This window comes from Streptomyces sp. STR69 (assembly GCF_024519455.1).
Lineage (GTDB): Bacteria > Actinomycetota > Actinomycetes > Streptomycetales > Streptomycetaceae > Streptomyces.
Genome location: NZ_JALJRY010000001.1, coordinates 467,257 through 479,943, shown reverse-complemented (window position 1 = coordinate 479,943; position 12,687 = coordinate 467,257). Strand labels below are relative to the sequence as shown.

General features: G+C 71.5%; 14 protein-coding genes. 6 read left to right on the top strand and 8 right to left on the bottom strand.

The window, feature by feature from the left end; all coding sequences use genetic code 11:
• Nucleotides 1-22: 22 nt before the first annotated feature.
• Entirely contained in the window at nucleotides 23-976 is a 954-nt protein-coding gene (locus OC490_RS02255; RefSeq protein WP_262056025.1) for a DeoR/GlpR family DNA-binding transcription regulator, read from the top strand.
• A 114-nt stretch (nucleotides 977-1,090) separates the two neighbouring features.
• On the opposite strand, the gene OC490_RS02250 is transcribed toward OC490_RS02255, so the two are convergent.
• Both OC490_RS02250 and OC490_RS02245 read right to left on the bottom strand, forming a co-directional pair.
• Nucleotides 1,091-1,666 (bottom strand): TetR/AcrR family transcriptional regulator, encoded by a 576-nt coding sequence (locus tag OC490_RS02250; protein ID WP_262056024.1) that lies wholly within the window; start codon nucleotides 1,664-1,666, stop codon nucleotides 1,091-1,093.
• A 110-nt stretch (nucleotides 1,667-1,776) separates the two neighbouring features.
• Nucleotides 1,777-3,549, bottom strand: coding sequence for an acetyl/propionyl/methylcrotonyl-CoA carboxylase subunit alpha (locus OC490_RS02245; RefSeq protein WP_262056023.1), 1,773 nt, complete (start codon nucleotides 3,547-3,549; stop codon nucleotides 1,777-1,779).
• Between the two features lie 352 nt (nucleotides 3,550-3,901).
• Between OC490_RS02245 and OC490_RS02240 the strand changes: the two genes are divergently transcribed.
• Nucleotides 3,902-4,396: a hypothetical protein gene (locus tag OC490_RS02240; RefSeq protein ID WP_262056022.1), complete on the top strand. Its 495-nt coding sequence runs from the start codon at nucleotides 3,902-3,904 to the stop codon at nucleotides 4,394-4,396.
• 3 nt (nucleotides 4,397-4,399) lie between these two features.
• Here the strand turns inward: OC490_RS02240 and OC490_RS02235 are convergent, their stop codons facing one another.
• From OC490_RS02235 to OC490_RS02220, 4 genes are all read right to left on the bottom strand, one after another.
• A complete protein-coding gene (locus OC490_RS02235) occupies nucleotides 4,400-5,020 on the bottom strand; it encodes a Maf family protein (protein WP_262056021.1) in 621 nt (206 codons plus the stop codon).
• 36 nt (nucleotides 5,021-5,056) lie between these two features.
• Nucleotides 5,057-5,188 carry a morphogenic membrane protein MmpB gene (mmpB, locus tag OC490_RS02230; protein WP_262056020.1) on the bottom strand — a complete coding sequence of 44 codons (132 nt, stop codon included), beginning with the start codon at nucleotides 5,186-5,188 and terminating at the stop codon, nucleotides 5,057-5,059.
• 137 nt (nucleotides 5,189-5,325) lie between these two features.
• Complete coding sequence (locus OC490_RS02225) at nucleotides 5,326-5,532, bottom strand: acyl-CoA carboxylase subunit epsilon (RefSeq protein WP_262056019.1); 207 nt, start codon at nucleotides 5,530-5,532, stop codon at nucleotides 5,326-5,328.
• A gap of 10 nt (nucleotides 5,533-5,542) precedes the next feature.
• On the bottom strand, nucleotides 5,543-7,147 hold the full coding sequence (locus OC490_RS02220; protein WP_262056018.1) for an acyl-CoA carboxylase subunit beta: 1,605 nt from the start codon (nucleotides 7,145-7,147) through the stop codon (nucleotides 5,543-5,545).
• Nucleotides 7,148-7,258: 111 nt separating this feature from the next.
• On the opposite strand from OC490_RS02220, the gene OC490_RS02215 reads away from it, so the two are divergent.
• Nucleotides 7,259-8,134: a biotin--[acetyl-CoA-carboxylase] ligase gene (locus OC490_RS02215; RefSeq protein WP_262056017.1), complete on the top strand. Its 876-nt coding sequence runs from the start codon at nucleotides 7,259-7,261 to the stop codon at nucleotides 8,132-8,134.
• 118 nt (nucleotides 8,135-8,252) lie between these two features.
• A complete protein-coding gene (locus tag OC490_RS02210; RefSeq protein WP_200711667.1) occupies nucleotides 8,253-9,407 on the top strand; it encodes an adenylate/guanylate cyclase domain-containing protein in 1,155 nt (384 codons plus the stop codon).
• 5 nt (nucleotides 9,408-9,412) lie between these two features.
• Here the strand turns inward: OC490_RS02210 and OC490_RS02205 are convergent, their stop codons facing one another.
• Nucleotides 9,413-9,847, bottom strand: a complete 435-nt coding sequence (locus OC490_RS02205) for an ester cyclase (RefSeq protein WP_262056016.1) — start codon at nucleotides 9,845-9,847, stop codon at nucleotides 9,413-9,415.
• A gap of 51 nt (nucleotides 9,848-9,898) precedes the next feature.
• Nucleotides 9,899-10,522 (bottom strand): hypothetical protein, encoded by a 624-nt coding sequence (locus tag OC490_RS02200; protein WP_262056015.1) that lies wholly within the window; start codon nucleotides 10,520-10,522, stop codon nucleotides 9,899-9,901.
• Between the two features lie 146 nt (nucleotides 10,523-10,668).
• Here OC490_RS02200 and OC490_RS02195 point away from each other — a divergent pair, with 146 nt between their 5' ends.
• The gene (locus OC490_RS02195) at nucleotides 10,669-11,463 is read left to right on the top strand and encodes an enoyl-CoA hydratase/isomerase family protein (protein WP_262056014.1); all 795 of its coding nucleotides are present in this window, start codon (nucleotides 10,669-10,671) and stop codon (nucleotides 11,461-11,463) included.
• A 76-nt stretch (nucleotides 11,464-11,539) separates the two neighbouring features.
• The gene (locus OC490_RS02190; protein WP_262056013.1) at nucleotides 11,540-12,685 is read left to right on the top strand and encodes a sensor domain-containing diguanylate cyclase; all 1,146 of its coding nucleotides are present in this window, start codon (nucleotides 11,540-11,542) and stop codon (nucleotides 12,683-12,685) included.
• Nucleotides 12,686-12,687: the final 2 nt, after the last annotated feature.

Here is a 12,687-nt window from a genome sequence, read left to right as displayed (position 1 = left end):
CGTTGGGGTTACTGTCAGTTTCGTGTTCGCTGCAGAACGTCGCCAATTGATCCTCGAAATGGTGCGAGCGAATGGGGCTGTATCGCTCCGTGAGCTCGCCCGCGTCGTCCAGACCTCCGAAGTGACCGTACGGCGGGACGTGCGCGCACTGGAGGCAGAAGGACTCCTCGACCGCCGGCACGGCGGTGCGGTATTGCCGGGCGGGTTTACGCGGGAGTCCGGCTTTCCGCAGAAATCGCATCTCGCGACCGCCGAGAAGACGGCTATCGCCGATCTCGCCGCGAGCTTCGTCGAAGAGGGCGAGGCCATCGTGGTGGGGGCGGGTACCACCACCCAGGAGCTGGCCCGCCGGCTCGCCCGGGTGCCCGGACTGACCGTAGTCACCAACTCCCTGTTGGTGGCCCAGGCGTTGGCCCATGCCAACCGCGTGGAGGTCGTGATGACCGGGGGCACGCTGCGCGGTTCCAACTACGCGCTGGTGGGCAGCGGGGCCGAGCAGTCCCTCCAGGGGCTGCGCGTCTCCCGGGCCTTCCTCTCCGGAAGCGGGCTCACCGCCGAGCGCGGCCTCTCCACGTCCAACATGCTCTCGGCGTCCGTCGACCGGGCCCTGGTGCAGGCGGCGGCCGAGGTCGTCGTCCTCGCCGACCACACCAAGCTCGGTACGGACACCATGTTCCAGACCGTGCCCACGGACGTGATCACCCGCCTCGTCACCGACGAGCCCCCGGGCCACGACGACCGCGCCGCCACGGAGTTGCAGGCCCTTGCCGATCAGGGGGTGCAGATCGCCGTGGCCGGCGCGGCGGGAGGCCAGGGGGGTGATCAGGCCCCGACGCGGGAACAACGCCGCCGGGACGTGCCCCTTCCGGCGCCGCGACGGGGTCAAGTACCGGGGCTGCGCTCGGCGGGCGTACTGGGTGGGGAGTCACCGGAGCGGGAACGCGCCGCCAGGGTGGCGGATTTGCGCAGGCGTTGATCGGGCGCGGTTTTCGGCTGCGGGGGCTGGTCGCGCAGTTCCCCGCGCCCCTTAAATGCACCTGAGCCGGTCCGGCATTTCACGACGGTGCCGCACCCGAAAACCGAACCGGAGCTACGGCTTCAACCCCCGCAGCGTCAACGTCAGCAACCTGTCCGCCAGTTCAGGATCCCCAGGATTCCCCTCCGCCGCCAACGCAATCGCATGCGTCAGCTGAAGCAGGTCACCGATCTCGACGTCACCGCGCACGTCACCGGCGTCCTGCGCTCGCGAGAGCAGCGCGCCCCCCGCATCCCGGATAGGCGCGCTGCACCGGCCCAGCGCCGACGTGTCGTCCTGGGCCACCGCCATCAGGGCCCGCGCCAGCCCCCGGTACTCGCTCGCGTGGGTCACCATCTCCCGCAGCCAGGTCACCAGCGCCGCACACGGCTGCGGGGCGTCCTGCAACTCCCTTGAGCGCGCGAGGAGTTCACCCACCGCGTCCTCGAAGACCGCGCTCATCAGGGACTGCCGGTTGGGGAAGTGGCGGTACAGCGTGCCGATGCCGACGCCCGCGCGCCGGGCCACGTCCTCCAGTGACGCGTCCGTGCCGTGCGCGGCGAAGGACACCCGGGCCTCGGCGAGCAGCCGCTCGTAGTTGCGGCGGGCGTCGGCACGCAGGCCCGCCGGCGGTCTCGCTGTCTCGGCCATGGGTCCCACCTGCCCTCCTCTGCGCGATACGGCGCTGTCCCGTCACATTACAGAGGTGCCCGGCGGACAGGCTGTTCCTGTCGGCCGGGCACCCTGGACGTACTGCCGGATCAGTCCTTGATCTCGCAGATCGCGGCGCCGGACGTGATGGACGCACCGACCTCCGCGCCGAGGCCCTTGACCGTGCCGGACTTGTGCGCGTTCAGCGGCTGTTCCATCTTCATCGCTTCGAGTACGACGATGAGGTCGCCCTCCTTGACCTCCTGGCCCTCCTCGACCGCGACCTTGACGATCGTGCCCTGCATCGGCGAGGCGAGGGTGTCACCGGAGGCGACGGGCCCGGACTTCTTGGCCGCCCGGCGCTTGGGCTTGGCCCCGGCGGCGAGACCGGTGCGGGCCAGCGACATGCCGAGCGAGACCGGCAGGGAGACCTCAAGGCGCTTGCCGCCGACCTCGACGACGATCGTCTCGCGGTCGCTGTCCTCGTCGGTCTCGGCGTCCGTGGGAGCCGCGAAGGGCTTGATGTCGTTGACGAACTCGGTCTCGATCCAGCGGGTGTGGACCGTGAACGGGTCGGCGGAGCCGGTGAGTTCGGGGGCGAACGCCGGGTCCTTGACGACCGCGCGGTGGAAGGGGATCGCGGTGGCCATGCCCTCGACCCGGAACTCCTCCAGCGCCCGCGCGGCGCGCTGCAGCGCCTGCTCGCGGGTCGCGCCGGTGACGATCAGCTTGGCCAGCAGCGAGTCCCACGCCGGGCCGATGACGCTGCCCGACTCGACACCGGCGTCCAGGCGGACACCCGGGCCGGACGGCGCCGCGAACGTGGTGACGGTGCCGGGCGCGGGCAGGAAGCCGCGGCCCGGGTCCTCGCCGTTGATGCGGAACTCGAAGGAATGGCCGCGCAGTTCGGGGTCGCCGTAGCCGAGTTCCTCGCCGTCGGCGATGCGGAACATCTCGCGGACGAGGTCGATGCCAGCGACCTCCTCGGTGACCGGGTGCTCCACCTGGAGGCGGGTGTTGACCTCGAGGAAGGAGATCGTGCCGTCCTGGCCGACGAGGAACTCGACGGTCCCGGCGCCGACATAGCCGGCCTCCTTCAGGATCGCCTTGGACGACGAGTACAGCTCGGCGACCTGCTCGTCCGACAGGAAGGGCGCGGGCGCCTCCTCGACCAGCTTCTGGTGCCGGCGCTGGAGGGAGCAGTCACGCGTCGATACGACGACCACGTTGCCGTGGCTGTCGGCCAGGCACTGGGTCTCCACGTGCCGGGGCTTGTCGAGGTAGCGCTCGACGAAGCACTCGCCGCGGCCGAAGGCGGCGACCGCCTCGCGCACCGCGGAGTCGTACAGCTCGGGAACCTCTTCGAGCGTGCGGGCCACCTTCAGACCGCGACCGCCGCCACCGAAGGCGGCCTTGATCGCGATGGGCAGCCCGTGCTGCTCGGCGAACGCGACGACCTCGTCCGAGCCCGACACCGGGTCCGGCGTGCCGGCCACCAGCGGGGCACCGGCACGCTGGGCGATGTGCCGGGCGGCGACCTTGTCACCGAGGTCCCGGATCGCCTGCGGCGGCGGGCCGATCCAGATCAGGTCGGCGTCGAGCACCGCCTGCGCGAACTCGGCGTTCTCGGACAGGAAGCCGTAGCCGGGGTGGACGGCGTCGGCACCGGACTCACGGGCCGCGTTCAGGACCTTGCCGATGTCCAGGTAGCTGCTCGCCGGTGTGTCACCGCCCAGGGCGAACGCCTCATCCGCGGCGCGGACATGCAGAGCGTCCCGGTCCGGGTCGGCGTATACGGCCACGCTCGCGATCCCGGCATCCCGGCAGGCCCGGGCAACGCGGACAGCGATTTCGCCACGATTGGCGATGAGCACCTTGCGCACGATTGAGGCTCCCTCCTTGAAACAAGCCGAGTTTAGGGACTGCCGACACGGCGCATCGACCCGTCCCCTGTGGTGAGCTTGCCCACACGGAGCGTGATACGAGGCCCGCTCGACCCGCGAAATCCCTTGTCGCACCTCGGTACGCAGGACTCCTCCGGGAAACCCTAGCCCTCCGGTGTGGTCAAGGTCTCTGTGAGAGCGTGCCGCGCGCCACGCCGTTTCTTTGTGGAGTCCCTACGAATGGCCCAATGATTCTTTGCCCCTGCCACAACCCTTGTCCCGTGGTTTACCCGTTAGTAGCGTTCGGGATGTCTCGAACGGAAGTGGGTGGGGGCCGGTGGTGCGCAGACCGGTGGCATGGATCTTGGCGGTCGTCCTCTTCGTGGAGGCCTTCGGAGTGGCCGCGCTGAACTGGTTCCTGGGGATCGTCGCCGACCGCCAGAACATGTCCCTGGCGGGTATCGACCCCGACGCGATGTCCGTGTCCTCGAAGATCGGCGGAGTCGTCTTCGGCCTCTACTTCCTCCTGTGCGCCGTGGTCGCCCTGCTGGTGGCGGTGCGCGACCGGGCCCCGGCCGGCCTCGGCCGCATCCTGCTGATCAGCGTGGCCGTGGTGCACGGACTGCTGGGCGCGTTCGCGTGGGCCATGGTGCTGAACAAGGCCGCGTTCGTGTTCATGGTGGTGGTGCTCGGCCTCGTCATCCTGCTTCTGATGACCTACGACCGCCTGGAGGGCCCCTCGGGTGCGGCCCCGGCATCGGACGGCCCGGACGGTCCCAAGGACCCGGAGCAGCCCGAGAAGGACCCGGCGCCGATCGTCCCGCCGCCGGCCCCCAGCCCCTCCTGATCGCTACTTCTCTCGCGGGGTCCACAACTCCGTGATGCCGACGCCCAGTTGACCCAGCAGTCGGCGAACGAGCGGCAGGCTGATGCCGATCACGTTGCCGTGGTCGCCGTCGATGCCCTCGATGAACGGCGCCGAACGACCGTCGAGAGTGAACGCCCCCGCGACGTAAAGGGGTTCACCCGAGGCGACGTACGCGGCGACCTCGGTGTCGGTCGGCTCGCCGAAGCGGACCACGGTGGACGCGGTCGCCGACACGTACCGGCCGCTCGTCGTGTCGTAGACGCAGTGGCCGGTCTGGAGTGTGCCGGCCCGGCCGCGCATCGCCTTCCAGCGGGCGGTGGCCTCCTCGGCGTCGGCGGGCTTGCCCAGGGCCTCGCCGTCCAGGTCGAGCACCGAGTCGCAGCCGATCACCAACGCGCCCTTGACCTCGGGCTTCGCGGCGACGACGGAAGCCTTCGCCTCGGCGAGGGCAAGGGCGAGGTCGGCCGGGGTGGGGGCGCTCACGGCGTCCTCGTCGACCCCGCTCACGATCACCTCGGGGTCGAGTCCCGCCTGCCGCAGGAGTCCCAGCCGGGCGGGGGACTGGGAGGCGAGCACGAGTCGGCGGCGCGGCTGATCTGTCATGCGACCAGGGTATCGGCGGCGCCCCGGCCGCTCGCCTCAGCCCGACAGTCCGATCACGATCATCGCCAGCACCATCGCCAGTGCCATGAGTATGCCGAGCCGCCGCAACATGACCTGCATCTCCCGCAGTTCCTCGGGAGGCTCCTCATCGGGGTCGGACCACAACATGCCACCAGCGTGCGGCTCGGCAGGGGCGCGGCGCCTGAGTACGGGTACTTAAATTCTTGCCCGGAATTGTTCCTCTGTGCGCCCACGCGGCGGAGCCGCAAATCGACACAGCCCCGCGCCCCTGGAAAGACGACCGCTCAGCCCGGCCAGAATGTGCGGGTCCATGCGCTCGGGCCCGGGATGGGCAGCCTCGCGCCCGCGATCCTCGACGGGTCCGACCACGCGTCCCGTTGCCTTGGCGCGCCCGGCGGAGTTGTCGCCGCCGCGGCGCGGGCCCTGACCACCGCCAGGGCGGCGGCCAGCTCCTCCGGGGTCGGGTTGCCCCTTACGACCTTGATTGTCACAGCGGCTCCTCTACAGGGGGATGTTGCCGTGCTTCTTCGGGGGCAACGACTCGCGCTTGGTGCGGAGTTGGCGCAGCCCCCGGACCACGTGGCGGCGGGTGTCGGAGGGGAGGACGACCGCGTCGATGTAGCCGCGCTCGGCCGCGATGTAGGGGTTGAGGAGGGTGTCCTCGTACTCCTGGATGAGGCGGGCGCGTACCGCGTCCAGGTCCTCGCCGGCCGCCTCGGCCTCGGCGAGCGTGCGGCGGTGCAGGATGTTGACCGCGCCCTGCGCGCCCATGACGGCGATCTGGGCGGTCGGCCAGGCGAGGTTGAGGTCGGCACCCAGGTGCTTGGAGCCCATGACGTCGTAGGCGCCGCCGAAGGCCTTGCGGGTGATCACCGTGATCAGCGGGACCGTTGCCTCCGCGTACGCGTAGATCAGCTTCGCGCCTCTGCGGATGATGCCGTAGTGCTCCTGGTCGACGCCCGGGAGGAAGCCGGGGACGTCGACGAAGGTGAGGACCGGGACGTTGAACGCGTCGCAGGTGCGGACGAAGCGCGCCGCCTTCTCGGACGCGTCGATGTCCAGGCAACCCGCGAACTGCATGGGCTGGTTGGCGACGATGCCTACCGGGCGGCCCTCGACCCGGCCGAAACCGGTGAGGATGTTCGGCGCGAACAGCGCCTGCGTCTCGAAGAACTCGGCGTCGTCCAGGACGTGTTCGATCACCGTGTGCATGTCGTACGGCTGGTTCGCGCTGTCCGGGACCAGGGTGTCCAGCTCGCGGTCCTCGTCCGTGACGGCGAGGTCCGCCTCCTCGGGGAACGCGGGGGGTTCGCTGAGGTTGTTGGACGGGAGGTACGACAGCAGCTGCTTGACGTACTCGATCGCGTCCTTCTCGTCGCCCGCCATGTGATGGGCCACGCCGGAGACCGAGTTGTGGGTGCGCGCGCCGCCCAGCTCCTCGAAGCCCACGTCCTCGCCGGTGACCGTCTTGATGACGTCGGGTCCGGTGATGAACATGTGCGAGGTCTGGTCGACCATCACCGTGAAGTCGGTGATCGCGGGGGAGTAGACGGCGCCGCCCGCGCACGGGCCCACGACGAGGGAGATCTGCGGGATCACACCGCTCGCGTGGGTGTTGCGGCGGAAGATCTCGCCGTACGCGCCGAGCGAGGCCACGCCCTCCTGGATGCGGGCGCCGCCGGAGTCGTTGATGCCGATGACCGGGCAGCCGGTCTTCAGCGCGAAGTCCATCACCTTGACGATCTTCTGGCCGTAGACCTCGCCCAGGGCGCCGCCGAAGACCGTGAAGTCCTGGGAGAACACGGCGATGGGGCGGCCGTCGACCGTGCCGTAGCCGGAGACGACACCGTCGCCGTAGGGGCGGTTCTTCTCCAGGCCGAAGTCCGTGGACCGGTGCCGGGTGAACTCGTCGAACTCGACGAAGGAGTCCTCGTCGAGGAGCAGCTCGATCCGCTCACGGGCCGTCAACTTGCCCTTGGCGTGCTGCTTTTCGACCGCTCGTTCCGAGCCCGCGTGCGTCGCCTCCTGGGTGCGGCGCCGAAGATCCGCGATCTTCCCGGCGGTGGTGTGGATGTCGATCTCTTGAGGCGCTTCCGGCTCGGACATCGGGATTACGGCTCCCTGCCTGCTCAAAAGGGGGGACGGTTACTCATTCGTAGAGTAGTGGCGGGCCTACCGATCGGCAGTGCGGCGTACAACACACCTAGGGTGGCTTGCATGACGCCGCGAGATGCCTCAGACGAGAACAGCAGCCGTTGGTCCGATCTGGACCGTCCACCGCTCAACGGCGCAGCACTGCGCAAGGGCCTGGTGCGGGACGGCGGCCATGGGGGCCTCTACTGCGACATCGAGGTCGTGCAGCGCACCGGGTCCACCAACGCGGACCTCATCGCCCGGGCACTCGCGGGCGACGCCGACGAGGGCGCCGTGCTCGTCGCCGAGGAACAGACCGCCGGGCGCGGGCGCCTCGACCGGCAATGGACGGCACCGGCCCGTTCCGGGCTCTTCTTCTCCGTCCTCCTCAAGCCGGGCGACGTCCCCGTGTCCCGCTGGGGCTGGCTCCCGCTGCTCACCGGTGTCGCCGTCGCCACGGGCCTGTCCCGGGCGGCCGGCATCGACACGGCACTCAAGTGGCCCAACGACCTGCTGGTGACTGTCGGTGGCGAGGAACGCAAGGCCGGCGGCATCCTCGCCGAGCGCGCCGGGGACGACGCAGTGATCGTCGGCGTCGGCATCAACGTCACCCTGCGCGAGGACGAGCTGCCCGTGCCCCAGGCGGCCTCCCTGGCCCTGGCCGGGGCCGTCACCACGGACCGTGACCCCCTGCTGCGGGCGGTCCTGCGGTCCCTGGAGCACTGGTACGACAAGTGGCGCGCGGCGGGCGGGGACCCGGCCGCGAGCGGCCTCCAGGAGACCTACGCGGCCGGCTGCGCCACGCTCGGCCGGACCGTACGGGCCGAGCTCCCCGGGGACCGGTCGATCACCGGGGAGGCCGTCGCGATCGACGGGGACGGGCGGCTGGTGCTCGCGACGGAGGACGGCGTGCAGGAGCCCGTGGGGGCGGGCGACATCGTGCATCTGCGCCCCGCGTGACCCCGACCGCTCTTGTGGCAGCTTTGTCCATGTGACTCACGGAGTGAGCTGGCCCACACCTGCCGTAGCATTGGGCCCGGTCGATACCTGACCGTGGCAGATCGGAAGGGCAGCAGGCGTGACCGTCGACGACACGGGCTCCGGCGCGGACGCGGACGGCCGGGTGGACCCCGATGCCGCCGGTGGCCGGGCCGACCCCTATGCCGCCGATCCCGGCGAAGACCCCCTCGCGCTGCGCCTCGAAGGGCTCATCCTGGGCGCGGAGCGCCGCTACACCCCGTTCCAGGCGGCCCGTACCGCCGGTGTCTCCATGGAGCTGGCCACCCGTTTCTGGCGCGCGATGGGCTTCGCCGACGTAGGCCAGGCCAAGGCGTTCACGGAGGCGGACGTCCTCGCGCTGCGCCGCCTCGCCGGTCTGGTCGAGGCGGGGCTGCTGAGCGAGGCGATGGCCGTGCAGGTGGCCCGCTCCACCGGGCAGACCACCGCGAGGCTGGCCGGCTGGCAGATGGACTCGTTCCTGGAGGGCCTGACCGAGCCGCCCGAGCCGGGCATGTCGCGCACCGAGGTCACGTACCCGATCATCGAGCTGCTGCTGCCCGAGCTGGAGGAGTTCCTCGTCTATGTGTGGCGGCGCCAGCTCGCCGCCTCGGCCGGCCGGGTCGTCCAGGCCAGTGACGACGAGGAGATGGTCGACCGCCGCCTCGCGGTGGGCTTCGCCGACCTGGTGGGCTTCACGCGGCTGACCCGTCGTATGGAGGAGGAGGAACTCGGCGAACTCGTCGAGGCCTTCGAGACCACGGCCGCCGACCTGGTGGCCGCGCGCGGCGGCCGGCTCATCAAGACCCTGGGCGACGAGGTGCTGTTCTCCGCGGACGACGCCGGGGTCGCCGCCGAGATCTCGCTGCGCCTGATCGAGACCATGGCGCACGACGAGACGATGCCCGAACTCCGGGTCGGCATCGCCTTCGGCACGGTCACGACCCGCATGGGCGACGTCTTCGGTACGACCGTCAACCTCGCCTCGCGGCTCACCTCGATAGCTCCCCGTGACGCCGTCCTCGTCGACAGCGCCTTCGCCGAGGAGCTCATCCGCAGCGGCGAGGCGCCCGCCTCGGAGGCGGAGGCGGCCGAGGCCGCGGCCACCGCCGAGAAGGAGGGCGAGGAGCCCCCGACGTACCGCTTCGCGCTCCAGCCGATGTGGCAGCGCCCGGTGCGCGGCCTGGGCGTGGTCGAACCCTGGCTGCTCACCCGCCGGGACTCGGCACCCGCGTAGGTCTCCTAGGGCGCGATCCCGAGCTGGCGCAGGATGCCGAGTTCGTCGGGGCGGTTCCAGCGCTCGACGATGTGGCCGTCCCGGATCCTGAAGATGTTGGTTCCGTGCAGGGTCAGGGGGCGGCCCTCGGCCGGGGCCGGCACCCCGAGCAGTTCACCGCGCTGCGTCCCGCCGGCGGTGAAGTGCTCGACGACCAGGTCGTCCTCGGCGATCATCAGGTCCGGCTCGCTGTGCCAGTCGGGACACGCCTGCCGGAACAGCGCGCCGGCGGTGCGGAAGCCTTCGCGGTCGCCGGGCCCGTTGAACGGGGGGTCGTGGTCGACGAAGTCCTCGGCGAGGTACTCATCGACCGCGCCGAGGTCGCCCTTGGTGAACAGCGCGTCGATGAACGCGTGCACCAGGTCCTTGTTCTGCGTGAGGGTGGTCGCTGAGGTGCTCATGTCTTCAGTCTCACGCCGTCCATAAACCGGCACAAACGGTGCGCTCGCCGCTCAGTCGCGATGGACCAGCGGGTCCACGCAGAGCCCGATGATCGGCACGCACAGACTCGGCCGACTCGGCGCGGGAGCAGGGGAGTTGGCGGCCCGGCTCGGGGTCGGCGCGGATGTCGGCTCCGGCGCCGCGCTCGTCGCGGGCGCCTGGGGGCCCGGCGCAGTGGCCGCCGGTGCCTGCGGCTGCGGGGCGGTGTCGGGCGCCCTCGTCGTCCCCGCCTCCGGGACGGTCGTGGGTGCCGCCGTCGCGTACGGAGTCGGTACGACGCCGGAGGCGGTGGTCGGGGTCGCGCTCGCGCCGCCCATCACCGAGGTCGCGGAGGGGATCGCGGAGGGGATCGCCGTCGGGTCGGCGCTGATCGTGGCGGCGGCGTTGGCCGGGTGCCCGGCGCTCTGGTCCGCGTCGGCGTCCGGGCTCGGTTCGGCCTCCGCCGTGCCCACCCCGCCGACCCCCGACTCGGGCGTCAGCCGTACGAGGCTCAGCACCCCGGCGGCCACGGCGAGCCCGCCGAAGGCCAGCAGGACCTTGCGGGGCCGGGGGCGCCGGTGCCGGCCCCGGGGAAGGACGGGTGGCTCCGTGTCCGCGGTGGCCTCGGCCGGCTCCGCCTTCGTGGTCGTCGTCACGAACCCTCCCCTGTGATGTGGCGGACGCACGTTATGCGCTTCTCCGGGCGGTGCGGCGGGAGTTGGGCGGCATGTCACCCGAACGGGGAAGGCCCGTGCGATGATCGGGGCGAGTTCTGTTAACCCGCGTTAACCAGGAGGGTGTCATGAGCGAGGAACGGTTCGGGGAGTTCGTGCTGGTGCGGCGGCAGGAGTACGTCGCCGAACTCGTCCTGGACCGGCCCAAGGCCATGAACGCCGTGTCCACCGCGATGGCCGGCTCCATCGCCGCGGCCTGTGCGGCACTGGCGGCGGACCGGGACGTCCGCGTGACGGTGCTGACCTCCTCGCACGAGCGGGCGTTCTGTGTCGGCGCCGACCTGAAGGAGCGCAACTCGCTCACCGACGCGGAACTGGTACGGCAGCGGCCGGTCGCCCGGGGCGCGTACACCGGCGTCCTGGACCTCCCGATGCCGACGATCGCCGCCGTGCACGGCTTCGCCCTCGGCGGCGGCTTCGAACTCGCCCTGTCCTGCGACCTGATCGTGGCCGACGCCACGGCCGTGGTGGGGCTGCCGGAGGTCTCGGTGGGCGTGATCCCGGGCGGCGGCGGTACGCAGCTGCTGCCCCGCCGGGTGGGCGCGGCCCGGGCGGCCGAACTCATCTTCACCGCACGGCGGTTGGAGGCGCCCGAGGCGGCGGAACTGGGGCTCGTGGATGTCCTGGTGGAGACCGGCCGGGACCGCGAGGAGGCGCTCGCCCTGGGCGCCCGCATCGCCGCGAACTCGCCGGTCGGCCTGCGCGCGGCCAAGCGCGCGCTGCGGCTCGGGCACGGCCTGGATCTGCGGACCGGCCTTGAGGTCGAGGACGCGGCGTGGCGGTCGGTGGCGTTCTCGGGGGACCGGGCGGAGGGTGTGGCGGCGTTCAACGAGAAGCGGAAGCCGCAGTGGCCCGGTGAGTAGGGTCGGCTACCGCGCATAGACACCTGTTCGCCGCATCAATGTCCCGATATGTTCCAAACCTCCCTAGCCTGGAGTGATGGGTGAGGACAGGCGGCTGGCTGCCGTGGTGGAGCTGGCGCAGGGGATGGCGGCGGCGCACACCCCGCGCGAGTCCTGGCGGGCGGCGGCGACCGGGGCGTGCCGGGCGCTGGACGGGAGTTTCGCCGCGCTGTCGGTGTGGGAGCGGGAGCTGGGGCGGCTGCGGGTCCTCGTCAACGTGGGGGAGCGGGCGGCGGGCGAGGAGGAGTTCCCGGACGCCGAGACCTATCCGGTGCACCAGTTCCCCGAGATCACCGAGTTCCTGCACGAGCGCTGGGCCGGCGGCGGCGAACCCAACGCCTGGGTCGAGACCGCCGAGGGCCCGGCCGCGGGCAGCCCCGGCTACTGCCACCAGCGGGTGGCGGCGCTACGGCGTCGTAGGCGCGGCTGTTGTGTGGTCGCCCCGATCGTGCTGCACGGGCGGGCCTGGGGCGAGCTGTATGTGGCGCGGCCGGTCGGTGCGCCGGTGTTCGACCGTGCCGACGCAGACTTCGCGACCGTGCTGGCCTCCGTGGTCGCGGCCGGGCTCGCGCAGACCGAGCGGCTGGAGGAGGCGCGGCGGCTGGCGTTCACGGACGCGCTCACCGGGCTCGCCAATCGCCGGGCCGTGGACGTACGGCTCGACGAGGCGGTCGAGCGGCATCGGCGGGACGGGGTCGTGGTCAGCCTGGTCGTGTGCGATCTCAACGGGCTCAAGCGCGTCAACGACACTCGCGGGCACGCGGTCGGCGATCGGCTCCTGGAACGCTTCGGCTCGGTGCTGTCGCTGTGCGGGGCGATGCTGCCGGGCGCGCTGGCCGCGCGGCTCGGCGGGGACGAGTTCTGTCTGCTCGCGGTCGGGCCGCCCGCCGACGAGGTGGTCGACGCGGCGGGTGAACTATGCCGCCGCGCCGCCGAGTTGGAGCTCGGCGAGGGGGTCGCCTGCGGGGTCGCGTCGACCGAGGACCCGATCGGGGCGGTACGGTCCGGCCGTCGGCTGTTCCGGCTGGCGGACGCGGCCCAGTACCGTGCGAAGGCGCTGCGCGCGGACCGGCCGGTGGTCGCCGGCCGCGACGGCCCGGACGATCCGGTGGTGAAGCTCGCCGATGAACCGACACCGGAGATGCCGGCGGAGCGGAGGCGGTTCCGGGGGCGGCGGGCGTGACC